The sequence below is a fragment of the Rhodopseudomonas julia genome (assembly GCF_030813515.1).
In the GTDB taxonomy this organism is placed as follows: domain Bacteria; phylum Pseudomonadota; class Alphaproteobacteria; order Rhizobiales; family Afifellaceae; genus Afifella; species Afifella julia.
The window spans coordinates 555,805-581,474 of the sequence record NZ_JAUSUK010000001.1 but is presented as its reverse complement, the minus strand read 5'-3'; the positions used below and the strand labels follow the sequence as shown (position 1 = coordinate 581,474).

23 protein-coding genes and 1 pseudogene are annotated in these 25,670 nt (G+C 63.4%); 6 read left to right on the top strand and 18 right to left on the bottom strand.

Annotated elements, in window-relative coordinates; genetic code table 11:
* Positions 1–62 precede the first annotated feature (62 nt).
* Positions 63–881 (bottom strand): DsbA family protein, encoded by an 819-nt coding sequence (locus J2R99_RS02735; protein ID WP_307152959.1) that lies wholly within the window; start codon positions 879–881, stop codon positions 63–65.
* Positions 882–916: 35 nt separating this feature from the next.
* Positions 917–2,362, bottom strand: coding sequence for a M48 family metalloprotease (locus J2R99_RS02730; protein ID WP_307152958.1), 1,446 nt, complete (start codon positions 2,360–2,362; stop codon positions 917–919).
* 168 nt (positions 2,363–2,530) lie between these two features.
* Here J2R99_RS02730 and J2R99_RS02725 point away from each other — a divergent pair, with 168 nt between their 5' ends.
* Positions 2,531–3,637, top strand: coding sequence for a pyridoxal phosphate-dependent aminotransferase (locus J2R99_RS02725; protein WP_307154120.1), 1,107 nt, complete (start codon positions 2,531–2,533; stop codon positions 3,635–3,637).
* Here the strand turns inward: J2R99_RS02725 and J2R99_RS02720 are convergent, their stop codons facing one another.
* Positions 3,638–3,793, bottom strand: a complete 156-nt coding sequence (locus J2R99_RS02720; protein ID WP_307152957.1) for a hypothetical protein — start codon at positions 3,791–3,793, stop codon at positions 3,638–3,640. It lies immediately after the preceding gene.
* Positions 3,794–3,906: 113 nt separating this feature from the next.
* Entirely contained in the window at positions 3,907–4,323 is a 417-nt protein-coding gene (locus J2R99_RS02715; RefSeq protein ID WP_307152956.1) for a hypothetical protein, read from the bottom strand.
* 141 nt (positions 4,324–4,464) lie between these two features.
* On the opposite strand from J2R99_RS02715, the gene J2R99_RS02710 reads away from it, so the two are divergent.
* Complete coding sequence (locus J2R99_RS02710; protein ID WP_307152955.1) at positions 4,465–6,093, top strand: long-chain-fatty-acid--CoA ligase; 1,629 nt, start codon at positions 4,465–4,467, stop codon at positions 6,091–6,093.
* A gap of 13 nt (positions 6,094–6,106) precedes the next feature.
* Positions 6,107–6,940 carry a DUF1499 domain-containing protein gene (locus tag J2R99_RS02705; RefSeq protein WP_307152954.1) on the top strand — a complete coding sequence of 278 codons (834 nt, stop codon included), beginning with the start codon at positions 6,107–6,109 and terminating at the stop codon, positions 6,938–6,940.
* A 172-nt stretch (positions 6,941–7,112) separates the two neighbouring features.
* Here the strand turns inward: J2R99_RS02705 and J2R99_RS02700 are convergent.
* From J2R99_RS02700 to J2R99_RS02680, 5 genes and pseudogenes are all read right to left on the bottom strand, one after another.
* Positions 7,113–8,060 (bottom strand): annotated as a pseudogene (locus J2R99_RS02700) (dipeptide ABC transporter ATP-binding protein); the annotation flags it as partial.
* Positions 8,057–9,031 (bottom strand): ABC transporter ATP-binding protein, encoded by a 975-nt coding sequence (locus tag J2R99_RS02695; protein ID WP_307152953.1) that lies wholly within the window; start codon positions 9,029–9,031, stop codon positions 8,057–8,059. The gene J2R99_RS02695 and the pseudogene J2R99_RS02700, both read right to left, overlap by 4 nt.
* 72 nt (positions 9,032–9,103) lie before the next feature.
* Positions 9,104–10,006: an ABC transporter permease subunit gene (locus J2R99_RS02690; protein WP_370872319.1), complete on the bottom strand. Its 903-nt coding sequence runs from the start codon at positions 10,004–10,006 to the stop codon at positions 9,104–9,106.
* A gap of 13 nt (positions 10,007–10,019) precedes the next feature.
* Complete coding sequence (locus J2R99_RS02685; RefSeq protein ID WP_307152951.1) at positions 10,020–11,030, bottom strand: ABC transporter permease subunit; 1,011 nt, start codon at positions 11,028–11,030, stop codon at positions 10,020–10,022.
* Between the two features lie 76 nt (positions 11,031–11,106).
* Positions 11,107–12,711, bottom strand: a complete 1,605-nt coding sequence (locus tag J2R99_RS02680) for an ABC transporter substrate-binding protein (RefSeq protein ID WP_307152950.1) — start codon at positions 12,709–12,711, stop codon at positions 11,107–11,109.
* A gap of 173 nt (positions 12,712–12,884) precedes the next feature.
* Between J2R99_RS02680 and J2R99_RS02675 the strand changes: the two genes are divergently transcribed.
* Positions 12,885–13,664 (top strand): phosphatase PAP2 family protein, encoded by a 780-nt coding sequence (locus tag J2R99_RS02675; protein ID WP_307152949.1) that lies wholly within the window; start codon positions 12,885–12,887, stop codon positions 13,662–13,664.
* A gap of 35 nt (positions 13,665–13,699) precedes the next feature.
* Complete coding sequence (locus tag J2R99_RS02670; RefSeq protein ID WP_307152948.1) at positions 13,700–14,188, top strand: TlpA family protein disulfide reductase; 489 nt, start codon at positions 13,700–13,702, stop codon at positions 14,186–14,188.
* Between the two features lie 23 nt (positions 14,189–14,211).
* On the opposite strand, the gene J2R99_RS02665 is transcribed toward J2R99_RS02670, so the two are convergent.
* The 9 genes from J2R99_RS02665 to J2R99_RS02625 form a co-directional block, all read right to left on the bottom strand.
* On the bottom strand, positions 14,212–14,754 hold the full coding sequence (locus J2R99_RS02665; protein ID WP_307152947.1) for a copper chaperone PCu(A)C: 543 nt from the start codon (positions 14,752–14,754) through the stop codon (positions 14,212–14,214).
* Between the two features lie 23 nt (positions 14,755–14,777).
* A complete protein-coding gene (locus J2R99_RS02660; protein WP_307152946.1) occupies positions 14,778–16,103 on the bottom strand; it encodes an FtsX-like permease family protein in 1,326 nt (441 codons plus the stop codon).
* Positions 16,096–16,779 carry an ABC transporter ATP-binding protein gene (locus tag J2R99_RS02655; protein ID WP_307152945.1) on the bottom strand — a complete coding sequence of 228 codons (684 nt, stop codon included), beginning with the start codon at positions 16,777–16,779 and terminating at the stop codon, positions 16,096–16,098. The genes J2R99_RS02660 and J2R99_RS02655 overlap by 8 nt, the downstream gene beginning before the upstream one ends.
* 5 nt (positions 16,780–16,784) lie before the next feature.
* Positions 16,785–17,225, bottom strand: coding sequence for a hypothetical protein (locus J2R99_RS02650; RefSeq protein ID WP_307152944.1), 441 nt, complete (start codon positions 17,223–17,225; stop codon positions 16,785–16,787).
* A 174-nt stretch (positions 17,226–17,399) separates the two neighbouring features.
* Positions 17,400–18,899, bottom strand: a complete 1,500-nt coding sequence (locus J2R99_RS02645; protein WP_307152943.1) for an alkaline phosphatase — start codon at positions 18,897–18,899, stop codon at positions 17,400–17,402.
* Positions 18,900–19,064: 165 nt separating this feature from the next.
* Positions 19,065–19,985 carry a 2-hydroxyacid dehydrogenase gene (locus J2R99_RS02640; RefSeq protein ID WP_307152942.1) on the bottom strand — a complete coding sequence of 307 codons (921 nt, stop codon included), beginning with the start codon at positions 19,983–19,985 and terminating at the stop codon, positions 19,065–19,067.
* 32 nt (positions 19,986–20,017) lie between these two features.
* Positions 20,018–22,366, bottom strand: a complete 2,349-nt coding sequence (locus tag J2R99_RS02635; RefSeq protein WP_307152941.1) for a molybdopterin-dependent oxidoreductase — start codon at positions 22,364–22,366, stop codon at positions 20,018–20,020.
* 79 nt (positions 22,367–22,445) lie between these two features.
* Positions 22,446–23,420: a quinone oxidoreductase family protein gene (locus J2R99_RS02630; RefSeq protein WP_307152940.1), complete on the bottom strand. Its 975-nt coding sequence runs from the start codon at positions 23,418–23,420 to the stop codon at positions 22,446–22,448.
* A gap of 36 nt (positions 23,421–23,456) precedes the next feature.
* Complete coding sequence (locus J2R99_RS02625) at positions 23,457–24,209, bottom strand: GntR family transcriptional regulator (RefSeq protein WP_307152939.1); 753 nt, start codon at positions 24,207–24,209, stop codon at positions 23,457–23,459.
* Positions 24,210–24,442: 233 nt separating this feature from the next.
* Here J2R99_RS02625 and metC point away from each other — a divergent pair, with 233 nt between their 5' ends.
* Positions 24,443–25,648: a cystathionine beta-lyase gene (gene metC, locus J2R99_RS02620; RefSeq protein ID WP_307152938.1), complete on the top strand. Its 1,206-nt coding sequence runs from the start codon at positions 24,443–24,445 to the stop codon at positions 25,646–25,648.
* The last annotated feature ends 22 nt before the right edge of the window (positions 25,649–25,670 follow it).

The following is a 25,670-nucleotide window of genomic DNA, read 5'->3' as shown; positions in this document are numbered from 1 at the left end:
CGCTACCCTTTGTTCAAACTCGCACTCTGACATCACGCCGCGTTTTTGTCTGTGCCGTCGGCTCAGCAGCTGAGCGTGTTGCCACCGCATTTGCGTGCAGCGGAAACCTTTTGCTGCAATTGATCGAAGCCGACCGCGCCGGGCACGGCCTCATCGGCGATGATGTAGGACGGAGTGCCCGAAATATCGAGAGCCCGTGCGAGCGACTGCACCTCGGTCAGATTCTCGTCGACTGAGGACTCGCCGGCCTTGGCCTCGATTTCAGCGACATCGAGATTGAGATCGCGCACGACTTCCAGCGCCTTGGCACGGTCCGCCTGGCCGCCGCGCGTCATCATTTCCCGATGAAAATCACTATAATGTTCCGGAGCGACGGCGTCGACGGCAACCGCGATCCTGGCCGCTTGCACTGAGCCGTCGGAGAGGATCGGAAACTCCTTCAACACCATCTTGAGGTCGGGATTGTTGTCGATCAGCGCCATCATGTCGGGATAGGCGCGGCGGCAATAGCCGCAATTGTAGTCGAAGAACTCCACGAGCGTGACCGCACCGTCGGGATTGCCGAGCACGACCTGGTTCTTGGAATTGAACAGCTGGTCCTGCATGCGCGTGATCATTTCGCTCTGCTGGCTCCGGGCTTCCTCGACGCGCTTGTTCTGCAAAGCCATGAGCGCCTCTTCGATGACCTCCGGATTGGAGACCAGGTAGTCGCGCACCAGCTTTTGCGTCGCGCCGGTGCTGTCCTCGGAAAGTGCACCTTGCTCGCTCGCTGCGGGCGATGTCTCAGATCCGCTCGTCTGGCTGATCACATAACCGACCGAAACGGCAAGGATCAAAGCTGCAGCGACGATCGAGGCGTAGAAGATACGAAGCGCGTTCATACGGAATACCTGGCTGTGTTCTGTTCCATCAGGACTTAGCGTTGGGTGTCAGGCGGCTTATAGGTGAGAATGTCATCGGCCTGCAGCCATTCCGGCGAGCCGCGCTTCACCTTCGCTTGAACCCGTTTGGCGTAGCTCTGCGCTGTCCTGACGTCGCCGTCAATGAGGAGGCCGTTGGCGGTGGCAAGTTCAGCCTGCGGGATACGGCCCTGACGAGCATAGGCCATGGCGAGATAGCGATATCCCAGCGCGGAAAGCGGCTCGCTCGTGACGCCCGCCCGCAAATGTCCGATCGCTTCACCGAGAAGGGCGTCGCGGCCGGTCTCCAAGATCGCATGGCCGAGCAGGATGCGGATGAGGCCGGCATCCGGCGCCAGCGCATAGGCTTGCCGCAACGGCGCGACGGCGGCGTCGGCCTTGCCGGATTCCAAAAGCGCCTGACCTTTCAATTCGTGGAAATAGGGATTGTTCGGATCGCTTTTGATGAGGGCGTCGATCTGGCCGAGCGCATTGCGCACGCCGCCCGTGCGATAGGCGAGGATCGCATGGGCGTAGGCCGAAGGCAGGGTCTTCTGTGAGCGCGGAAAGCGCTGCTCCACCCGCGCCGGCGATTCCGTGTAGCCGGAGAGCTTCGCCCGCATCATGTCGTGACGAAGCTGCAGCGAAGGGGGATCCTTCGCATCCCAATACTGGCTCTTGGCGGCAATCGTCTCCAGCTGCGCGATGCGTTCTGCCGGCATCGGGTGCGATTGCACGTAGGGATCGACATATTGCGCGGAAAACAGCGACTGGTCGGCGAAGCGGCGAAAGGTTTTGATCATCCCCTTCGCCGATTGATGGGTGGAATTGAGATAGGTGAGCGCCGCCCGGTCGGCGGAGATTTCCTGCGCGCGCCGATAGCTGAGGACGGAGCGCATGGCCATGCCCGGTCCGACCGTCATGGCTGCCGCGCCCCCGCGTCCGACGCCGCTGGAGCCGGCGGCTGCGCCGGCCACCATCGCTCCGGCGCTTAAGATCGAGGCGAGGGCGCCGATCGCCTGGGCGCGTGCCATTTCGTTGCGCAAATTCTGCAGATGCCCGCCCGCGAGATGACCGGTCTCGTGGGCAATCACGCCGATGATCTCGTTCGGCGTCTCCGCCTCCAAAAGCGCGCCCGAATTGATGTACATGCGCCGTCCGCTCGCCACGAAGGCGTTGAATTCGCGGTTGTCGATGATGACGATCTGTGCGCCTGAGGAGCCGATGCCGGCCGCCCGAAAGATCGGCCGCGCATAATCCATCAAAAGCGCCTCGATCTCCGCGTCACGGATGATCTTCATCGGCCGCTGCTGTGCCGACGCGGTCTCGGGCTGCGCGGCGAAGGCGAGGCTTGCGGCGAGGCCGAGACTGAAGACGGCCTTTGCGGTGTGGCGGAAGCGGCGCAGGAAGATGGATGGCATGGCGCTGAAAGAGGGACGCAGATGGCCGGTGATGCTGTTCACGGATGCAACTTCACGCTAGGAATTGCGGAACGGCCGGTCAATCGTTCTCAGGCTTGGTCCAAGACTAGCATCGACAAAGGGCAAACAATGTGGCGTGCAAGTGACGCAGGAGGACGCGTGTTTCCACGCAAACCGTCCCTGCGCAGCGCGGTGGAACCGTTCATCGCAATGGATGTGCTCTCCGCCGCCGCGAAACTTGAGAGCGAAGGCCGCAACATCGTTCACATGGAAGTTGGTCAGCCCGGCGCGCCGGCACCTGCGGGGGTCCTCGAAGCTGCCCGCCTGGCCCTGCAGGACGGACGTCTCGGCTACACAGAAGCGCTCGGCGTTCGCGCGTTGAGGCAGCGGATTGCCCGCCATTACGGTGACGCTTACGGCATCGACCTCGATCCGGAACGGGTGGCCGTGACGACGGGCTCATCGGCCGGCTTCATGCTCGCCTTCCTCGGCGTTTTCGATGCCGGAGCACGCATCGCCATGGCGGCGCCCGGCTATCCAGCCTACCGCAATATTCTCTCAGTGCTCGGGCTCGAGGCAGTCGAGATCCCGGTCGGCCCCGATACGCACTGGGTTTTGACGCCCGACCATTTGCGCCGGGCACATCGCGAAACGCCGCTTTCCGGCCTTTTGATCGCAAGTCCGGCCAATCCGACCGGCACCATGACGTCGCCTGAGGAGCTTGAGGCGCTGATCGTCACCTGCAACGAGCTCGGCATCCGGTTCATTTCTGACGAGATCTATCACGGCCTCGATTTCGCCGGCCGCGCGGAAACGGCGCTCAAATTCTCCGACGAAGCGATCGTGATCAATTCGTTCTCGAAATACTATTGCATGACCGGCTGGCGCATCGGCTGGATGGTGCTGCCCGAATATCTCGTGCGACCGATGGAGTGTCTGGCGCAGTCGCTCTACATTTCCGTGCCGGATCTGTCGCAGCGCGCGGCGATTGCCGCCTTCGACTGCACGCCGGAACTCGAAGCGATCAAGGCCGGTTACGCACGCAATCGTGCGCTTCTTCTGGAGCGGATGCCGAAACTCGGCTTTGAGGCGATCCCGCCGGCCGACGGCGCCTTCTACGTCTACGCCTCCGTCGCCCGCTTCACCAACGATTCGACGAGCTTTGCCCGCCGCATGTTGGAAGAGGGAGGCGTCGCTGCCACGCCCGGCGCCGATTTCGATCCGGCGCGCGGCCACCTGACCATGCGCTTCTCCTTCGCAGGTGCGGAGGAGGCGATGCAGGAAGGGCTGAGCCGCTTGGAGCGGTGGCTGGCCTGATTAGCGCTTCTGCGCAGCCTTGGCCTGAGTGCTCTTCATCGTGGCAGCAGCCCGAACGGCCGGAATGCCGATCTGCTGATAGCGCTGACGAAGCCGCTCTGCGACTTGTTGATCGTGATGTTGCGACTGGAAAGCCGTCTCTTTTCGGTCGTGCATCTTGAAGGTCCATTCCGCAGTTGCGGTGTTGAAAGTGTGGGCCTCGTAGACTTAAAGGGCTCTTAACGGCAATCCGAAATCGCCACCTGCGGCGCTTCGCGCAACACTTTGTTTTAGTTCTCGGTTTCCGCAAGAGGCGTAACGATCTGAGCGTCGGATTGCATGCGTCTCAGAACGTCAATCGAGGCGTGCGCGAAATCCTTCAATTCCTCGTCGATCGCCGCCTCGGCTTCATAATGGAAGCCCTCGTCGTCGTGGCTGACGGCGATGAGCACATCGCTCTCCCCGTCGGGCAGACGCACCATTGCCTTCTCCGTGGCCTCTCCGTCGCCGGAAAAACTCGGCAGCACGAACAGAAGATCGCCGCCCGAGGTCTCGGCCGCGTGGCGCACGAGGTCGACCCACGAGGCCGTGTCGCCATCGGCCATATCGAGAGCCATCTCGAAATCCAACTGCGGCAGAGAGAAACTGTCTTCGCGTTTGTCTTTGCCGTTGCCGGCTTCGATGCCGGTGAGATTTTCTTGAGCCATACGAAGCGCCTAACGCGTGTCTTGGGAAAGAGTTCGACGCGATTGCGGCTTTTTGCGAGCCGAGTGACAATAGGCTCACGCTGCAGCGCTCAATTGTGCTGGGCGATGACATAACGCCGAAAGGCGAGAGGGAGGAACAACATGCACGGTCTCATGCAAGACTGGCCCTTGAACTGCCATCGCATCCTCGATCATGCCGCAACCTATCATGGCGACCGCGAGGTGGTGTCGCGGCTCGTCGAAGGCGAGATCCACCGCACAAATTACCGTGAGATCCGGCGAAGGGCGCTGAAGCTGTCGCAGCAGCTGACGACCCATGGCATCCGTCTCGGAGACCGGGTGGCGACGCTCGGCTGGAACACGATGCGCCACCTCGAAGTCTGGTACGGCGTGATGGGCATCGGCGCGATCTGCCATACAGTCAATCCGCGCCTCTTTGCCGAGCAGATCACCTACATCATCAATCACGCGGAAGACCGGCTTCTCTTCACCGATCTCACCTTCGTGCCGCTTGTCGAGAAACTGAAGGATGCTCTGCCCACCCTGGAAAAGGTGATCGTGATGAGCGATCGGGCGCACCTGCCATCTTCCTCGCTCGATCTCGTCCCTTACGACGAATGGCTCGACGAGGCGGATGGGGATTTCGCCTGGGAGAGCTTCGATGAGAACACCGCCGCCGGCATGTGCTACACCTCCGGCACGACGGGTGTGCCCAAGGGTGTCATCTATTCGCACCGCTCCAACGTGCTGCACGCGATGGTCGCGAGCCTTCCCGACATGATCGATTTGTCGAGCAGTGACCGGATCATGCCGGTCGTGCCGATGTTTCATGCCAATTGCTGGGCGATCTGCTTTGCGGCCCCGATGGTGGGCGCCGGAATCGTGATGCCCGGGCCGAAAATGGACGGCGCTTCCATCTATCAGCTCCTCGACGAGGAGAAGGTGACGGTAACGGCCGCCGTGCCGACCGTATGGCTGATGCTTCTGTCTTATCTGGAAGAGACCGGCAGCAAGCTTCCGCATCTTGAGCGCGTGGTCATCGGTGGTTCTGCCTGCCCCCGCGCAGTCATCGAAAAATTCCAGAACAATTACGATGTCGACGTCATTCACGCCTGGGGCATGACGGAGACGAGCCCGCTCGGGACGGTGTGCACGTTGACGCCGGAATATCAGGGGCTCAAAGGCGAGGCGCGTCTCGACGTGCTGCAGAAGCAAGGGCATCCGCCCTTCACGGTCGAGATGAAGGTGACCGACGATGCCGGCGAGCCGTTGCCCTGGGACGGCAAGACTTTTGGACGTCTGAAGGTCCGGGGCCCCGCCGTCGCAAAAGCCTACTTCAAAGGGGAGGGCGGTCCGCTTCTCGACGAGGACGGCTTCTTCGACACGGGCGATGTCGCCCATATCGATCCCTACGGCTATATGCAGATCACCGACCGCTCCAAGGACGTGATCAAATCGGGCGGCGAATGGATCTCGTCGATCGAGCTTGAAAATGCTGCGGTCGCCCATCCTGATGTTGCCGAAGCCGCGGTCATTGGCGTCGCCAACGAGAAATGGGGCGAGCGGCCTCTCCTCATCATCGTGCCGAAGAAGGATGTGCGACCCAAGAGGGAGGAGATTCTTGACTTCGTTCGTCAGAGGGTGGCCAAGTGGGCGGCACCTGACGATGTTGCCTTCGTTGAGGAAATTCCACATACGGCAACCGGCAAGATTCAGAAGATGGCGCTGCGCGACCAATTCCGCGATTACCGCCCAGCCGTCGAAGCCTAGGAAAAGACGATAAGTGGCTGCGCGTCCGCCGATCCGACATTCCCGATCTGCAAGGTGGGCGCGCAGGCTCGCTGTCTTGTCGCTGCCGGTTCTGGTCCTGACGGCGCTTGGCAACCGCTTCGGCTTGATGCCCACGGAAGCCGTCGCTCCGACCGTTGCGCTCGGCTACGGCCTGGCGCTCGTCGCCTTCGCGCTTGCCGTGTTTGCGCTGGTCCGCATCTGGAACGCGAGCGACGAGGGCGCGGGAGAGGCCTTCGCGGCGCTTTTCTTCGCCGCGCCCGCCCTCGTGCTCTTCGGCCTCGCCATGGTGGCGCTGGTCATCTATCCGCCGCTCAACGACTTGACCACGGATGTGGACGATCCGCCACGCTTCTGGGCGCATCCCCATGAGGCGATCTCTTTGGCCGATGCGCAGCGCCAGGCGACCACTTATCCGCGGCTTGCCGCGCGCTTTTATCCGCTTTCGGTGGAGCGGGTGTTTGCCGCCGCGCAGGCTGTCGTGAAGGATCGCGGGTGGAAAGTCGAAGAAAGCCTGGATCCGATCGAAGGCGAAGGCATCGCGACGATTGAGGCGGTGGCCCGCACCATCCTCTTTGCTTTTCCCGATGATGTGGTGATCCGTATCGCGCCCACGACCGATGGCGACATCGACGGCACGATCGTCGATATGCGTTCCGCCTCACGCTTCGGACGCCACGATCTTGGCAAGAACGCGCGCCGCATCAAGGACTTCCTGCGTGACCTCGACGGTGTGTTGCAGGGCACGATCGAGGTCGAGCCGGCCCCCGAAGACGAGGAAGAGGAACGCTTCGGCCCGTTGCCGAGGCCAGAGCCACCGAGTTCTTAAGCTGCCGAAGCCTGAAAAAGGCTCGGCCGGTTCAGAGCGGGCCGCCGGTCTCCGGAGATTTGATGGCGCTCTCGTCCCGTTCTGAAGGCGCGGTTCCACCATGTTCCGGCATCGGCACTTTTCCGCCTCCCGGCGGGACGGCTGTATAGTCGATCCAGCCTTCGTCGATGCCGTGGCAGGCGACCTTCGTCGGCCCGTGCAGCGTCAATTCCGGCCTGATCTCGGCGCATTTTTCCCGGGCGTAGCGGCAGCGCGGATGGAAGGGGCAGCCGGATGGCGGGTTGAACGGGGAGGGGAGTTCGCCTTCGAGCTTGATGTTCTGACGCGGTCGTCGCGGATCGGCGACAGGCGTCGCCGACAACAGCGCCACCGTATAAGGGTGCAGCGGCTGCTCGAAGACGGTTTCCACCGGTGCGATCTCCACCGGCCGGCCGAGATACATCACCATCACCTCGTCGGCGACGAAGCGCACGACCGAGAGATCGTGGCTGATGAAGATGTAGGTAAGGCCGAGCTCTTCCTGCAGATCGGCCAGGATATTGAGAACCTGCGCCTGAATAGAAACGTCGAGCGCGGAGACCGGCTCGTCGAGGACGAGGATCTTCGGGTCGAGCATGAGCGCGCGGGCAATCGCGATGCGCTGCCGCTGCCCGCCGGAGAACATGTGCGGGTAGCGGCTGTAATGCTCTGGCCGCAGGCCGACGCGTTGCAGCATGTCCGCCGCCTTTTCGCGCCGCTCCTTGCCCGGCATGTCCGTGTTGATGAGAAGCGGCTCTTCCAGAATGGAGCCGATCTTCTGGCGCGGATTGAGCGAGCCGTAGGGGTTCTGAAAGACGATCTGTACCGTCTTGCGCAGGGCAGCGAGATCGCTATGCCCGGATTTGCCCACATCGTGCCCGTCGATCACGAGCTCACCGTCGGAGGGGGGCTCGATCATGGTGAGGAGCCGCGCAAGCGTCGACTTGCCGCAGCCCGATTCGCCGACCACGGCGAGCGTCGTGCCGGCCGTGACCGAGAAGCTCGCTTCCGTCAGCGCCCGCACTTTGCCGGGCTCTGCAAACAGGCCGCGCCGGACTTCATAGACGCGCGACAGGTTCGCCGCTTCGATGATCGTCGTCATGCCGCCTGCTCCGCACGGTTGAGAGGATAATGGCACAAGGCCTCGCCGAGGGCCGGCGGCTGCCGCGGAGGTACGACGGTACGGCATGTGTCGTCGGCATGGGGGCAGCGCGGATTGAACAGGCAGCCGTTCGGCCGGTCGCCTTGACCCGGCACGACGCCCCGGATGGCGGGGAGCCGGTCACCCGTCGCACGGTCGGGAAGTGCGTCGAGAAGCGCCGAGGTATAAGGATGATGCGGCGCATCGAAGAGACCGATGACCTCCTGACGCTCCACCTGCTGACCGGCATATTGCACGACGACGCGCTGAGCCGTCTCCGCCACCACGCCCATGTCGTGCGTGATGAGGATGAGCGCCATGCCGTGCTCTTTCTGCAGATCGACGAGGAGGTCGAGGATCTGCGCCTGAATGGTCACGTCGAGAGCAGTGGTCGGCTCGTCGGCGATCAGAAGCCGCGGCTGGCAGGCGGTCGCCATGGCGATCATCACACGCTGGCTCATGCCGCCGGACAGCTGGTGCGGGAAGGCTGACAGGCGGCGTTCCGGCTCCGGGATGCCGACGGAGCGCAGAAGTTCGACCGACCGCTCGCGCCGTTGCGAACGGGTGAGGTCGGTGTGAGCCGAAAGCGCTTCGTTGATCTGAAAGCCGACCGTGAAGCACGGATTGAGGCTCGACATCGGCTCTTGGAAGATCATGGCAATATCGCCGCCGACCACCCGGCGCCGGGCGCGCCTCGACAGGCTGCGCAGATCCTGCCCGTCGAAGGACATGTGATCCGCCGTGACGGTCGCCGTCGGAGGCAGAAGGCCCATGACGGCGAGCATGGCGACGGATTTGCCAGAGCCCGATTCCCCCACGATCGCGAGCCGCTCGCCCGCGTCCACGCTGAAATCGACGCTGTCGACGGCGCGGAACGGACCGGATGCGGTCTGGAACGTGACGGAGAGGTTTTCGATGTGAAGAAGGGGCATCGTGGTTCAAGCTTGGCGTTGGGACGTGGAACGCCCGGTTTTGTCAGTGGCGCAATCGCTCACGGCGTCTCATCAGCTCCGCTTCAGCTTCGGGTCGAGCGCGTCGCGCAGCCCATCGCCGACGAGGTTGATCGCAAGCACGGTCACGAGGATCGCAAGGCCCGGGAAGGTCACCACCCACCAGGCGCGCAGGATGAACTCACGCGCTTCGGCAAGCATCGTACCCCATTCGGGCGTCGGCGGCTGTGCGCCCATGCCGAGGAAGCCGAGTGCTGCAGCATCGAGAATGGCGTTGGAGAACGACAGAGCCGCCTGCACGATAAGGGGCGACAACGAATTGGGCAGGATGGTGACGACCATTAGCCTGAGCGGGCTTGCGCCCACCACACGCGCCGCCGTGACGTAGTCGCGCTGCTTTTCCGACATCACCGCTGCGCGGGTGAGGCGCACGTAATGCGGCTGTTGCACGATGGCGATGGCGATCATCGCGTTCGTCAGGCTCGGGCCGAGGATGGCCACAAGCGCCAGGGCGAGAAGCAGGCTCGGAAAGGCGAGGATGATGTCCATCACCCGCATGACGAGGGAGTCGAACCAGCCGCCGAAATAGCCGGCGAGCAGACCGACGACGATGCCGACTGCGAGCGCGCCAGCCACCACCACGCAGCCGACGAACAACGAAAAGCGGCTGCCATAGATGAGGCGCGAAAGAATGTCGCGCCCGACCGGGTCCGTTCCGAGGATGAACTGCCACGATCCACCCTCTTGCCAGACGGGCGGCACGAGCAGCGAATCGCGAAACTGCATGCTCGCCGAATGGGGCGCAATCACATCGGCGAAAATCGCCACGAGGCAGATCACGACGAAGACGACGAGGCCGATGACGGCGCCGCGGTTCTCGCTGAAATAGGCCCAGAATTCCCGCAACATCGCCATGCGGGGCGATTCCGCTGCGAGCTCCTGCGTTTCGGCTTCCATACGGCTCATAGCGTCACCTCGTATGCCGGATGCGGGGATTGATGAGCCCGTAGAGCAGGTCCACGATGAGGTTCACGAACATGATGATCACCGCGATCATCAAAAGCCCGCCCTGCACGGCCGGATAGTCGCGCCGGAAAATGGAATCGACCATCCATTTGCCGACCCCCGGCCAGGAGAAGATAGTTTCCGTCAAAATTGCGCCGGCCATCATCACGCCGACCTGCAGGCCGATCGTGGTCACCACCGGGATCAGTGCGTTGCGCAGCGCGTGCAGCCCCACGACCCGGGCTTGCGAAAGCCCCTTGGCGCGCGCAGTGCGGACATAATCTTCGCCGAGCACTTCCAGCATGGCTGAGCGCGTCTGGCGCGCGATCACCGCAAGTGGGATCGTGGCAAGCACGATCGCCGGCAAGACGAGATGCGAAACTGCCGAAACGAAGGCGCCTTTTTGCCCCGAAAGCAGGCTGTCGATCAGCATGAAACCGGTATTTGCGGGAAAATAGTAGAGCAGCGAGATGCGCCCCGACACCGGCGTCCAATGCAACACGCCGGAGAAGAAGATGATGAGCAGGAGGCCCCACCAGAAGATCGGCATGGAATAGCCGACGAGCGCGGCGCCCATCACTGTCTGGTCGACCCAAGTCCCGCGCTTCATTGCAGCGATCACGCCGATCGGAATGCCGATGACGGTGGCGATGATGATGGCGCAGACGGAGAGCTCGAGCGTTGCCGGAAAAAGTGTGGAAAATTCAGCCAGGACAGGCCTGTGAGTGACAAGCGACCTGCCGAGATCTCCCTGCAGCACCGACCATAAAAAGTCGAAATACTGCACCCAGATCGGCCGGTCGAAGCCAAGTTGATGCATGAGCTCTGCGTGCCGTTCCGGGCTCACGCCATGCTCGCCGGCCAAAAGCAGGACCGGGTCGCCGGGCAAAAGGCGGACAAAACCGAAAGCGGCAATCGTGATGCCGATGAAAGTCGGCACCAGCAGGCCGATGCGCACGAAGAGGAAGCGCAGCATATCTCAGAGAGTTGGCTCGATGATTTGAAGCCCCGCCGAACGACGGCGAGGCTCCTTGATAAAGCGGTTGGACTGATTATTCCGCGATGTCAACGCCATCAAAGCGATGCGAGCCGAGCGGGTCCATCTTGTAGTTCTGGACGGAGTTGCGCATCGGCATGTAAACGACCGAATGCGCGAGCGTCGCCCAGGGTGCGTCTTTCTTGAAGACTTCCTGCGCCTTTTTGTAGAGGTCGGCGCGCTCCTCCTGGCTTGAAAGCGTCTTCGCCTCCTGGATCAGGCTCTCGAAATCCTCGTCGCAATATTCCGCGACGTTGTTCGATGTGCCGACACCGTCGCAGCCGAGAAGCACTGCGAGGAAGTTGTCAGGGTCACCATTGTCGCCGGTCCAGCCGAGGATGATGGCACCATCGTGATCCTTCTCCGCAGCGCGCTTGAGATACTCGCCCCATTCAAAGGAGATGATCTCCGCATCGACGCCGACTTCGGCATAGTCCGACTGGATGAGTTCGGCGGCGCGGCGAGCGTTCGGCATATAAGGCCGCTGCACAGGCATCGCCCAGATCTTCATCTTGAGGTCTGTCACGCCAGCGTCTTCGAGCATCTTCTTGGCGGCTTCGGGATCGTAAGGATCGTCCTCGATGTCGTCGTTGTAGCCCCACATCGTCGGCGGGATCGGGTTCTTCGCAACTGAGCCGGAGCCCTGGAAGACGGCTTCGATGATCGCCTTCTTGTTGATCGCCATGTTGAGTGCTTTGCGCACTTCCGGCTTGTCGAACGGCTCCTGCAGCGTGTTGTACGCGAGATAGGCGACGTTGAGCCCGTTCTGCTCCATGACGTTGATGTCGTCGTTCGACTTCATCGCCTCGATGTCGGCCGGTGCCGGATACGGCATGATCTGGCACTCATTGGCGAGAAGCTTCTGGTAGCGAACCGCCGCGTCGGGCGTGATGGCGAAGACGAGGTCGTCGATCGCCTCTTTGCCCTTCCAGTAATCCGGATTGGCTTTGTAGCGGATCACCGCGTCCTTCTGATAGGCGACGAACTGGAACGGCCCGGTGCCCAGCGGCTGCTGGTTGAGCATCGGCATGTTGTCGTCAGCCTGCAGCTGGTCGGCGTATTCCTTCGACATGATCGAAGCGAAATCCATCGCCATATTGGCGATGAACGGAGCCTCCGGCCGAGTGAGCACGAATTTGACTGTGTGGTCGTCCACCTTTTCGATGCTCTTCAGGAGGTCGGGCATCGACATGGCGTCGAAATATTGCCACTGACCGCCAGCGTAGTTGTACCACGGGCTTTCCTTATCGAGCATGCGGGTGAAGCTGAAGACTACGTCGTCGGCATCGAACTCGCGCGTCGGCGTGAAGAAGTCCGTGGTCTGGAACTTGACGCCTTCGCGCAGATGGAAGGTGTATTCCAGGCCGTCGTCGGACACGTCCCAGCTTTCGGCGAGAGCCGGAACGACTTCCGTCGTGCCGCTCTTGAACTCGACGAGGCGGTTGTAGACCGACTTGGAGGAGGCATCGAAATCGGTGCCCGCGGTGTAGAGGCCGGGATCGAAGCCGGCGGGTGAGCCTTCAGAGCAGTAGACAAGCGTCTTGGCCGAAGCCGCGCCAACTACCATAGCGGCCATGCTGACGCCCAGTGCGAGCGCCCGGATGGTGGTTTTGAGGATCATATACGCTCCTTACGAGGGAACTTGAGCAGCGCGGGCCCCACGCCCTCGCCTGCTTGCGACAGGTAACGACGGAATCTAAGCGGAAATCAACAGCAACCTCACGGCGGGTCGAACGTTGAAAGGCCGCATATCGAGCCGCTGACCCGCGATCTTTTGGCCCCTATGAAAGACCCATGGCATTTCCCGAACAGCTGTTAAGCATGACCCGGCGCACCATTCACCACGTGCGCCATCACTGGGCCCGGCAGGAATTTCTGCTTCTCCTCCTGATCGGCCTCGGAGCCGGTGCCGTCTGGGCTTTCATCGCCCTCGCCGACGAGGTGGTCGAAGGCGAGACCCACGCCTTCGACATGTTCGTCATGCTGGCGATGCGCAATCCGGCCGATCACGCCGATCCGCTGGGGCCGTTGTGGTTCGAAGAGACGATGCGCGACGTGACGAGCTTCGGCTCGACCTTCGGTCTCGTCTTCGTCTCCTTGACCGTGATCTTCTGGCTCGTCCTCACAAAGCGTCCCCATGCGGGGTTTCTCGTCTTCGCCTCGCTTGCCGGCGGCGCGGTGGTCGTCAACGCGTTGAAATACGGCTTTTCTCGCCCGCGCCCCGATCTGGTCGCCCATTCGGCCGAGGTCTTCACGACGAGCTTTCCGAGTGCTCATGCTGCGATGTCGGCGACCGTCTATTTGACGCTCGGCGCGCTGGTCATGCGTTTCAGCAAGGGCAGGAGCCTCAAGCTCTACGCGCTTTTCGTCGCTGTTCTCCTGACGATCCTCGTGGGCCTTTCACGGGTTTATCTCGGGGTGCACTGGCCGACGGACGTCATTGCCGGGTGGGCGATCGGGGCGGCCTGGGCGACGTTCGTCTGGGTGGTGGCGCTCTGGTTGCAGCGGCGCGGCCGCATTGAACCGAGCGGCGTCCAAGGCGAGGACGCGGCTTTGTCGGCTTCCGAGAAATGAGCAAGCCGGCGTGCTCGCGCCGGACGTTTCTGGCCATGAGTGCCGTCCTCCTTGGCGGCACTGCCCGGTCGGCCGAAAGGGTGCCAGATCTCACGGGTCTTGCTGTCGCAGACGGCCGCGGGCGCATCGTCTCGTTCCCGGATTTGTTGGGGGAGGGGCCGGCCATCGTGCATCTCTGGGCAACCTGGTGCGGTCCCTGCCGCGATGAACTGCCGGCCGTTGCAAGGTGTGCGGCCTTCCTGGCGGAACGGAACCGGAGAGACCGGCTCTTCGTCGTCTCCGTCGATGATCTTCCCTTCGAACGGGTCAGAAATTTCTATGTGAACGGACTTGGCCTTGAGAGCCTTCAGAGCTGGCAGCTCGTCCACGGCAATGCGGCCATGGCCTTTCGGCTGCTCGGCTATCCGGCGACGGTTTTTCTTGGCGATGATCGCGCGCTGGAACGAACGATCCGCGGTTCGGCTGCTTGGGACGATCCAGGGTTTCGCGAAGAGATCGTGCAGTATCTCGCCGCGGAGCAGTAATCCGTGGCGCGAATTTGCAGCCTTCAGTGCGTATGCCCGACATGGCTGTGATGCATGGCGCCTTCCGCTTCGACCTGCACGAACATGTCGACATGGCCTGTGTCGAAACGGAATTCCATCTGGAACTCGTCGCCTTGCTGGAGATGTTGCGTGAGGCCGTCGAGACGCAGTGCCAGGCCGTTCGGTGAGAGCTTGACCTCGCCGCCGGCCGTCACCGGCATCTTGGGAAGCGCGACATAGTCCGGTTGGCTGTCCTTGAGCTGGAAGCCGACCAGCTCAACCGTTTTGGCGATATCGGCCTCTCCGCCCTCGAGAACGACGTTCTTCTCGGATTTGTTTTGGATGTCGACGAAGACGAGCGCTTTCGTGCCGCTCGTTGCGCGTGTCCACGCATGGACGAGACGCACGCCATGGAGCTCGGCCTCATGGTGGCTGTGGTCGTCATGGCTTTCTGTGTGCCCGCTTTCCTCCGCATGCCCGTGCTTCTCTTGTGCGGTGGCGGGAGAAGCTGCGAGGCCGATGGCTGCAAAGGCTGCCGCAAGGGACACGAGACTTAACTTGTGCATTTTCCGCACTCCCTCATGAGATGTCACCCTCGTAGGTCGTGCACCACCGGCCGTGCGAGGGTGATAAAGGCGGGGACGAGAGCGAGCAGGACCGTCAGGCTGACGAAACCGGCGACGAGATGGAATTCCGGCCAGCCGAGGCTCGCACGGATCAGGATATCGGTCTGGGCGGTCAGGATCCGCGAGATGATGGTGGTGGCAGCGATGCCGATGGCGACGCCGAGGACAGCACCCGCGCCGATCAGGAAAGCTGCATAGGACCACACCACGGCGAAGACGAAGCGGCGCGGCGCGCCCAGCGCCCGCAACAATGCGAGACGACGTGCGAACAGCCGCATCAAGATGATGAGCCCGGAGAGAACGCCGGCCGTGACAAGGACCTGCGTCACGATCGCCATCACCGAGAGGATCTGGCGGACATCACCCAAGAGCGCGTGCAGGCTGGCAAGGACCGCACCCGGAAAGAAGGCCATGGTTTCGGCTGTCGTGAATTCGGAGCGCAGCGCATAATTCGCCCAGAGCTGATCGGCGCGCACCAGAATGGCGGGCGTGCCCGGGAAATAATCTGCGTCGAAAGGCGGCCCGATCTGCTCGGCGAGTGAGGGGCGATGTCCGGGGGGAAGGTTATGAACCTCCCAGACCGCTTCCACCGGCACCAGAATCGCTTTGTCCCACGGGCTGCCGGACGGGGGCATCCGCCCGACGACGGCATAGGAATGGCCCTCATGGGCGTGGTCTTCGGCGGACGGACCGACACCATGTGCCGGGGTGAAATGGTCGCCGAGACCAAGATCGACACGTGCGCCGACGACAGCCTCCTCGTGCGCGGCAAAGAGCCGACCTTCGGCGAGCGCGCCGGAGGAAAGATGCGAAACGAAATCCGGCGTCGTCCCGACGACCGGCGCACCCGCAAAGCTGTCGCCGAACGCGATCGGCGCAGCGAGGCTGACATTGTCGTGGTTGGCGATCCGGTTGTAGACCTCGCCGGAGAGAAGCGGCACGTCGGAAGGCTGCAAATAGACGGCGGCGAGCATCATCGTCGCTTCGCTGCCGGGGGCCGTGACGACGAGATCGAATTTGTCCGCCGCGCGCGCCGTTCCCTGCCGCAGGCCGCGCTCCTGGGCGATGAGGCCGACGCCAATGCCGACGGAAACGCCGATCAGGACAACGAAGAGAAGGCTCGTCCAGCGGAAGCGCCACAGCATTGCGCGCACCAGCGCGAAGGGCCTGTAGCCTGTGACGACGACAAGTCCGGTGAGGATCGCAGGCGAAAGCAAGAGAAGGAAAAAGAGCGCGTCCTGGATGCCGGGCGCAAGCTCGCTCCACCAATCGGTTGCGGCATCAAGCATCGCGGAGGGCCTCGCCTACGAGGCACCCATCGGCCACGTCGATGAGGCGGTCGACGGACTGATGCACTTTGAGGTCATGGCTCGCGACGATGAGGGTGCGTCCGCTCTCGCGCGTCATCTGGATGAGGTCGTCGACGAGCGCGTCGGCCGCTGCCCGGTCGAGGCTCGCCGTCGGTTCGTCGGCGAGAATGATGGAGGGTTCGGCGGCGAGTGCACGCGCCACGGCAACGCGTTGACGTTCGCCGCCGGAGAAGGTTGCAACCGTGCGCGCATCGTCTCCGCTGAGGCCGAGCCTTTCGAGCGCTGCCCGCGCGCCTTCGCCGATATTTTGGCGCCGCTTGCGGACATAGGCGCCGGCAAGGCTCGCATTCGCCTGTGCGCTCAACTCTTCGAAGAGAAGGAAATCCTGAAAGATCATGCCGATATGGGCGCGGCGGAAGGCGGCGCGTCCGTCCTCTTTCAAAGCGGAGATCTCCGTCTCGCCCCAGCGCACGGAGCCTTTGGCGATCGGCACCAGTCCTGCAAGGGCGAAGAGAAGCGTGGATTTGCCGGCGCCTGATGGCCCGCGGATGGCGATCGCCGTGCCTGCGGCGACGTCGAGCGCGTCCGCCTCCAGGATGCGGCGGCCGCCCTCACCCTCGACCTTGAGACCGGAAACGGAGAGGGAGAGCGTCATCGTGGTCAATCGCGGGCGTAATGGGATTCGACCGTGCGCACGCGGCTGACGAAGCCCGTCTCGGGGTCCTCATAGGTGCCGAGCTCGAGCGTGCCTTCCACGATGATCGGAACGTTGTAGGGCACGACGTCGATGACGCGTTTGGTGTAGACGGCAAGGATATCGTCCGGCCATTCGGCTTCCGTCTCGCAAAAGGGGCAGACGGCCATCGGCCGCTTGGTGAGCACGAAGAAGCGCGATTCCGCCTTGAGCGGGGGCGCCATATAGCCCCGCACTTCGATGCGCTCCCTCTCCATCCTCTGCGCGAGATCGGAGAAGGAGAGGTCCTTGTTGTAGAGATCGCGCATACGCAACGTCTCTGCGCGGGCGCGGGAAGGGCCGACGGCCACCGCCGCAGCGACAGCGGCAAGCAGAGTTCGCCGGTTGATGAGGGGTTCGTTTGGCATGGCGCCACCGTAGCCGGGCTTTGTGACAGCTGAGAAAAGCTGGCGCGGGTGCGACACCGTTTTCGGGTATGGCGCGCCCTTGCCGCAATGTGTGTCAGTCACGCAAGAGGCCCCGGCGGTTGCCGGAGCCTCCCTGGGAGCGAGATGCCGTTCTCGGGCATCCGTGATTGCCGCCTATTCGGCGTTCGCCGCGTGGTTCATCACGTGGAAGATGTAGTTCTGCTCGATGACGCCATCGAAGAGATGCGCGAAGGGACCGCGCGCCCACACCGCCACGTCCTCGCCGGAATGGCTTTCCGACGACATCGGGATCAGAGCCTGCTGCACATATTCGGAATCTTCCGCCTCTTCCTCGGTGAGGTCGGGGCGGGAACCGGAATAGCTCTTGTCTTCCTGCTCTTTCAGGACGGCGCCAGGGCCGTTCAGGAAGCCGATGACGGTGAAGGGTTTGCCGTCGTCGCCGAGAACCGGCTCGTCGGCATGTTTCACCTGGCCCTTGCCGATATCGTAGCAGAGCCCGAGGATCGGCGAGCCGCGTCCGCAATAGCCGTTGAGTGCGATCGAATGCTCATGGTCGGCCGTGACGATGATGAGCGTATCTTCCGGGTTGGTCATCGCAGCTGCGGCGGCGACCGCATTGGCGAATTCCACGCCGTCGGTCACGGTGCGGAAGGCGTTGCCGTCGTGATTGGCGTGATCGACGCGACCAGACTCGATTTCGAGATAATAGCCATCGTCATTCTTGGAGAGATAATCGATGGCCGTCTTGGTCATCTCGGTCAGAGACGGCTCGTCGGCTTCCGTGCGGTCGTGCTCGTACTTCATGTGGCTGTCCTCGAAGAGGGCAAGCACAGGCGTGTCGCCGTCGAGGTTGAGCGCCTTTGCGGTCTCCGTATTCCAGGCGTACTGGATGCCGGCGTCCTTGGCTTCGTCGACGAGATTGTGTCCGTCCTTGCGTTTGCCCTTCTTGCCTTCTTCGTCGGTCACGGTTTCAGGCAGGAAATAGCGACGGCCTCCGCCCATGGCGATGTCGACGACGCCCGCCTTCATCTGGTCGACAAGCTGCGTCGCTATGTCGGTGCAGCCTTCCGGCGCTTCGCCTTCCCAGTTGCGGTTTGCCGTCTTGGCATAGGCCGCAGCGGGCGTCGCATGGGTGATGCGCGCCGTCGTGACGACGCCGACCGACTTGCCCATCTCGCTCATCAGTTCGGAGAAGAGCGTCAGCTTATTGCCTTCTTCCGAGGCGCATTCGTCATGAACGGCGTTTTCGCTCAGATTGATGGTGTTGAAGACCTGCTTCACGCCGGTGTTCATTGAGCCGGCCGTCGGCGCGGAATCGGGCGTCTGGGCGTTGATGTTGTAGGTCTTCACGAGCGCCACGTTCGGAAAGTCCTGATAGGCCTCGTAGGGAAGCACGTGCTCAGAGCCGTATTCCCCGTTCTGCTGGCCGGCATAAAGCCGAATGGCATAGTTCGTGCCGACACCCATGCCATCAGCGATGAACAGAATGACGTTCTTGGCGCGGTTGGTGTTCGGCTGATGTTCGAGGCGCTGATTGAGAGCCGCCTCCGCATCGGTGTACCAGCTGCTGTTGCTCTGGACGATGTCCTGGGCAAATGCAGCGGTGGATCCGAGCGCAAGCGCTGCGGAAGTCAAAAGGATGTTTCGAAACACGACCGTCTCCATGCGGAATTCCTGCGGTCGCATTCCTTAACCAAGCCGGATGACAACCGGACGATTGCTCGGTGACAGCCCGACGACGCTTGAACGCGCTTTATTTCTGCCGCTTTGGCCGGTCTTCGCGGCGCGCGGCTGTGTGCGATACGGCTGTGGCGGGTTTCAGGCGCGGCTGACCAGACCGTCTGGCGGCAGCCCGTCGCGGACGCGGCGGAGATTCTCTGCAACGACGCGGGCACCGGTGATGGGATCTGCACAGGTGGCGACATGCGGCGTCAGGATGAGGTTCTTCGCGTTGAAGATTGGATTGTCGGCATCCGGCGGTTCGTTGCGCAACACGTCGAGCGTGGCCCCCGCGAGATGGCCGCTGTCGAGGGCCGCAATCAGATCGGCCTCGACGAGCTGTGCCCCGCGTCCGACATTGATGAAGTAGCTTGCCGCCGGCATGCGCGCGAAGAAAGCCGCATCGTAGAGATCCAGGGTCTCCGGTGTGAGCGGCAGGATCGCGACGAGGATTTCGTTTCGGCCAAGAAAGGCGTCGAGCCCGTCCGGGCCGTGGAAACTCGTCACGCCCTTGAAGGATTTCTCGCTGCGCGACCAGCCGGCGACGTCGAAGCCTGAAGCGGCGAGCGCCTCGGCGACGGCACCTCCGAGACCCCCGAGACCGAGCACGCCCACCCGGCGCTCGGCCGCGGGTGTACGGGGGACCTCCTCCCAGTATCGGGCGCTCTGCCACCGGGCGAAGACATCAAAACCGCGGTGGTAGTGGAGAACCGCGTGCAGGACGTATTCGATCATGCCGGCCTTTTGGCCGGGCTCGATGAGCCGCACCACCGGCAGATGGTCGGGAATGTCCGGATTGGAGGCGATCTGGTCGGCACCGGCGCTCAAGAGATGGATGCAGCTGAGATTGGGGAAGAGCTCGAAAGCCCGTGGCGGGATCTGGAAGACGAGAAGGGCGTCGATCTCATTCGGATCGCCGACATTGGGCCAGACCCTGAGCTCCGCTCCCGGCAGCTCAGCCGCGAGCGCCTTGCCCCAGGCGACAGGATCTGCCGTCTGACTGTGAAAGACGATGCGCATGGGTCAGACCGTCGGAGAGGCGGGACGGCGTGTCATCCCTCGCGCTCCACCGTTTTCGCAGTCGGGCGTGCCGCAAAGGCCGGTGGGTCGAAGGCGGTGATCTCCGGCACCTCTCCCTCGAAGCGCTCCACCTCCACGAGGCAGGATTGGGCGCTCGGCCCCTGGCCGAGGCGCGATGTGCCCTCATCGCGGGTGAGAACGTTGGGATTGCCGTGCTTGTCGAGGCTGTCGGGTGCGGCCGGGTCGAGCGGATCGTACCAGGCGCCGGTGGAGAGCTGCACCACGCCCGGCCGCAGCGCATCGGAAAGCCGGACGGCAGCGAGACAGGCACCTCGGGTGTTGAAGACGCGCACGATGTCGCCGTCGCCAATGCCGCGTGCGGCGGCATCGTCCGGATGCATGCGGATCGGCTCGCGGCCGTGCAGTTTGTGGGCGCGCGAATGGCTGCCGGAATCATACTGGCTGTGGAGCCGTGTCTTCGGTTGGTTGGAGAGGAGATGGAGCGGGAAGCGGATCGCCGCGGGGCTCTCGAGCCATTCGCGCGGTTCGAGCCAGGCGGCGTGTCCCGGGCAGTCGTCGTAGCCGAAGCCGTCGAGCGTCTCGGAAAAGAGCTCGATGCGGCCGGAAGGTGTCGGCAGCGGGTTCGTCTCCGGATCGTCTCGGAAGTCGTCGAGAAGGTTGCGATCCTTTGCTGGCGCAGGAAAGAGGCAGAGCCCGGTGCGCCAGAACGTGTCGAAATCCGGCAAATCGAGCCCAGTTTCGCTGCCGCGCTGGCGGGCGATCCCGTAGAGATGGCGCAGCCATCCTTCCTCGTTGCGACCGTCCGTGAACGCTTCTTCCACCTTGAGGCGAGCGGCAAGACCGGTGAAGATGGCGAAGTCGTCGCGCGTCTCGCCCGCCGGTTCGGCGATGCGATGCGAGGCGGAAATGAACCGGTCGCGGCTTGCGGCTGCGATGTCGTTGCGCTCAAGCGCGGTCGTTGCGGGAAAGACGATGTCGGCATGGCGGGCGAGCGGGTTCCACCAGGATTCATGCACGATGATCGTTTCCGGTCGCTGCCAGGCATGCCGCAACCGGTTCAGATCTTGATGGTGGTGGAAGGGGTTGCCCCCGGCCCAGTAGACGAGACGAATATCGGGATAGCGGCGGCGTTCGCCGTTGAAGTCGTAGGTTTCCCCAGGGCCGAGAAGCATGTCGGCGATGCGGGCAACTGGGATGAAGTCTGTGATAGCGTTGTTGCCCTGCGGTAGCGACGGCCAGGACATCTCCGGCACATCGTTGCCGATGCCGTTGACGGATGCGTAGCCGAAGCCGAAGCCCCCGCCCGGCAGACCGATCTGGCCGAGCATGGCGGCAAGTGTGATGGCCATGAAATAGGGCTGCTCGCCGTGATCGGCGCGCTGCAGCGACCACGCCATCATGATGAAGGTGCGCGTGCCGGCCATGCGCCGGGCTAAGGCGCGGATCGTCTCGGCCGGAATGTCGGTCCGCGACGCCGCCCAATCGGCGTCCTTGGGCGTGCCGTCATGTCGTCCGAAGAGATAGGCTTCGAACCGGTCGTAGCCGGTGGTGTAGCGCTCCAGAAAGGCGCGGTCCGCAAGCCCCTCGATGGCGAGTGTATGGGCGAGCCCGAGCATCAAGGCGACATCGCTTGTCGGTCGGACCGGCAGCCATTCCGGATCGGGATCGCCGACCGTGTCGTCGCGGATCGGGCTGACGGAGACGATCTCCGCACCGTTTTTTTGCGCCGTCGCGATCGCCTCGCCGACGATATGGCGGGCGATGCCGCCGGAGGAGACTTGGGCGTTCTTGCGCGGCGCACCGCCGAACATCACGATGAGACCGCTCGCTTTGGCGATCACGTCCCAGCTCGTGTGGCGCGAGACGAGACCACGCTTGTCGCCAAGCACATGCGGCACGATCGCGTCGGCGGCGGCGTAGGAGTAGTTCTGGACGGAGCGGGTGTAGCCGCCGATCGTGTTGAGGAAGCGATGGATCTGGCTCTGCGCATGGTGGAAGCGCCCGGCGCTCGCCCAGCCGTAGGAGCCGCCGTAGATGGCGCCGTTGCCGTGAGATTTGCGCACGCGGTCGAGTTCGGCCGCCGCGAGGTCGAGAGCTTCTTCCCAGGTGACTTCGACGAAAGGTTCTGCGCCGCGTCCTTCGCCGCCGGCTCTATGGCCTGTCTCGAGGAAGGATCGGCGCACCGCGGGGCGCAGAATACGGCTCGGATTGTTGAGCGCATCGATCATCGAGCCGGCGATGGGGGAGGGATCTGGATCCTCTGCCACCGGATCGAGCGCCGTGAGCTCACCCCCCTCCCAGCGAGCGCGGTAGGTGCCCCAATGGGTGGCGACGGTCGGCTTCTCGGGCTCAGGCAGCATGCGGCGGAATCCTCATCGACGGTGCTTGGCTGGGAGGGTCGGGCCGGCCGCAACCCTTCGCGACCGGCCCGGATTAGCCTCAAGGATGAAGGACGATCTGGCCCGTGGTGCGGCGGGCGGCAAGGGCTCTATGCGCCTCGGCAGCCTCGGCGAGCGGGAACGTCTGGTTGATGTCGCTGCGCACGATGCCCTTGCGGATGGCGGCGAAGAGGTTTTCCGCCGTCTCCAGAAGGTCGGCGCGGTCGGCGATGTAAGGAAACACCTGCGGGCGCGACAGCGCGATGCATTTCGGCGCAAGAACGGCGATGTTGACCGGCGGCACGGCGCCTGACGCGTTGCCGAAGCTGATCAAATGGCCGAACTTCGCCACGGCTTTCAGCGACGTCTCAAACGTGTCCTTGCCGACGCCGTCATAGATAAGGCGGCAGCCCTTGCCGCCAGTGATCTCGGCAACGCGCTCCGCGACGTCCTCTTTGGTGCTGACGACGACATGATCGGCGCCTGCGTCGGCCGCGAGCTGCGCCTTGGCCTCGGAGCCGACCGTGCCGATGACGGTGGCGCCGATGGCTTTCGCCCAGGCGGTGAGAAGGAGGCCGACGCCGCCGGCTGCCGCATGGATGAGGATCGTATCGTTCGCCGTCGCCACTGCCGTCTTGTGGAGGAGGCGCTCCACCGTCATGCCCTTCAGCATAAGGGCGGCGGCCGTATCGTCGCTGATGTCGTCGGGAAGCGGGACGAGGCGGTCGGCCGGCATGACCCGACGTTCGCTGTAGGAGCCGGGGGCGGTCGTAACATAGGCGACGCGGTCACCGACCTTCAGCCCTTCGACGCCGGGCCCAAGGCTTTCAACGACGCCGGCCGCCTCCATGCCGGGCGTGCCCGGCAGCGTCATCATCGGATAAGCGCCCTCGCGCACATAGATGTCGATGAAATTGACTCCGATGGCGGTATGGCGAAGCGACACCTCGTTTTCGGCTGGCGTCGGATCCTCGCGCTCGCGCCATTCCAGCACCTCTGGTCCGCCCTTGTCGGTCTGGATGATCGCTTTCGACATGAAAATCCTCTTTTTGCTGTGATCTTCGGGATGGGCTCAGGCTTTGCCCGGCCGCGGCAGGTCCGTCAGGCCGCGGAGGGTCATGGGCGGGTTCCATGCACCGAGAAGGCGCCACGCGAAGCCCAGATGTTCGCGCTGCAGATAGGTGAGGCGGTCGGCGTCGCGGGCCTTCAAGGCGTTGAGAAGCTCGCTGTGCTCCCCGGCGGCGGCCGTCCATTCCTGCGTACTCATCACGGCCAGATAGCGGATGCGGTAGAGACGGATGTTGAGATGGCTGTGCATCTCCATCAGCGTGGAATTGTGGGAGGCGGCGACGATGGCAAGGTGGAAGCCCTGATTGGCGGCGAAATACGCGGCCCTGTCCTCCTCGGCGAAGGCACGTGCCATCACCTTGTCGTAATGGGCGACGCGCAGGATGTCGGCCTCCGTTGCGGCACCACAGGCGATGCGTCCGCCGAGCGCTTCGAGCTCGGAATAGACCGTCAGCATTTCCGCGATTTCGGCATCCGTGGACTGGACGACGACCGCCCCTTTGTTGGGTGTCAGGTCAACGAGCCGCTCCATCGCCAGGATCTTGAGCGCATCGCGCAGCGGCGTGCGGGAGACGTTGAGCTCCTCGGCGATGCGGCGCTCGCGGATGCGCTCGCCGGGCTTCAGGTGATCGTGGATTATTAGATCACGAACATACGCTGCGACCTGCTGGGGCAGGGGTCTCGGCGCCACGCCATGGGCGCCAGTCTCGCCACTTCTGCCCGAAAGGAATCGGAGGTCGGTATTGGTCTCATCCATCTTGGCCTGGCGCTCCTCGTCCTTCTCTCGTCCCCGGCGCCCGGAAGGCGGTTTCTCTCGGCGGGCCAAAGGCCGAACGGCTTTCTTCCAGCGCGCCGCATAGCGGATTCTTGTTGCTTCAAACCGGGGGAGCGGAATGCTCTGATAGAAGAATGTTGGCATACAATATTGACGGATGGCATGCAATACGCCACGCTGCCCTCGTCTGTTCTACTTGAAGCGGAAAGGACAAGATGCCCGATAGCGGTTCGTCAGGCTCTCAGCCCCGCCCGGAGACGCTCCTGAGCCGGATCGGTCGGCCGGTCGCCCATCCTGGGCCGGTCAACATGCCGCTGCACCGCGCCTCGACCATCGTCTTTGACACAGTGGAAGATCTCGAAGCCGCCAAGAGCGCCCGCTTCGACAAAGGCACCTTATTCTACGGCCGTTTCGGCACGCCCGATGTCTTTGCCTTCGAAGAGGCGATCGCAGTCCTGTCGGGTGGTTACGGCACCGTCGCCGTCCCGTCCGGTCTCGCCGCCTGCGTGCTGCCGCTCGTCGCCTTTCTAAAGCCCGGCGACCATGTGCTGGTGACCGACAGCGTCTACGAGCCGGCACGCACCTCTCTTTCGGCCTTCATCGCCCGCAGTGGCGTCGAGGTGAGCTATTTCGATCCGCGGGCCGGGGCGGCGATCGCAGAGGCGATGCGGCCGAACACCCGCCTCGTCTATCTGGAATCGCCAGGATCTCTAACGTTCGAAATCCAGGATCTGCCGGCGATCACGTCCGTGGCGCGGGCCCACGGCGCGCTCACCATGTGCGACAATACCTGGGCCTCGTCGCTCTTCCTGAAGCCGCTCGCGCTCGGCGTCGATCTGGTGGTGGAGGCGGCGACAAAATACGTCGTGGGCCATTCCGACGCCATGATCGGCACGGTGACTGCGGCGCGTGAGGACCATCACCGGCTGCTGCGACAGGCGGCGAACTGGCTCGGCTACCGCATCTCGCCCGACGACGTCTATCTCGCCGCGCGCGGTCTGCGCACGCTCGCCGTGCGGCTGGAACGGCATTACCGCACGGGGCTCGCTCTTGCCGAATGGCTGGAATGCCAGCCGCAGGTGCGGCGCGTCCTGCATCCGGCCCTTGCCTCTCATCCCGATCATGCTCTGTGGCTCCGGGACTTTTCCGGGGCCTCGGGCCTCTTCGCCGTCGAGCTCGCCACCACGAAGGCCGGCGCCATCGCCTTCGTGGAAGCGCTGCAGCTCTTTTCCCAGGGCTTCTCCTGGGGCGGCTTTGAGAGCCTCGTCCTCCTCACCGATCCGGGACATGCCCGCACGGCGACGCGCTGGGAGGCCGAGGGCAGTCTCGTGCGTCTCTACGCAGGCCTCGAGGACGCGGACGATCTGAAGGCGGATCTCAAATCCGGCCTCGACCGGCTCGATGCCTTCACCCGCGGGTAGCTGCCCGGAGCTTTCCGCTCCG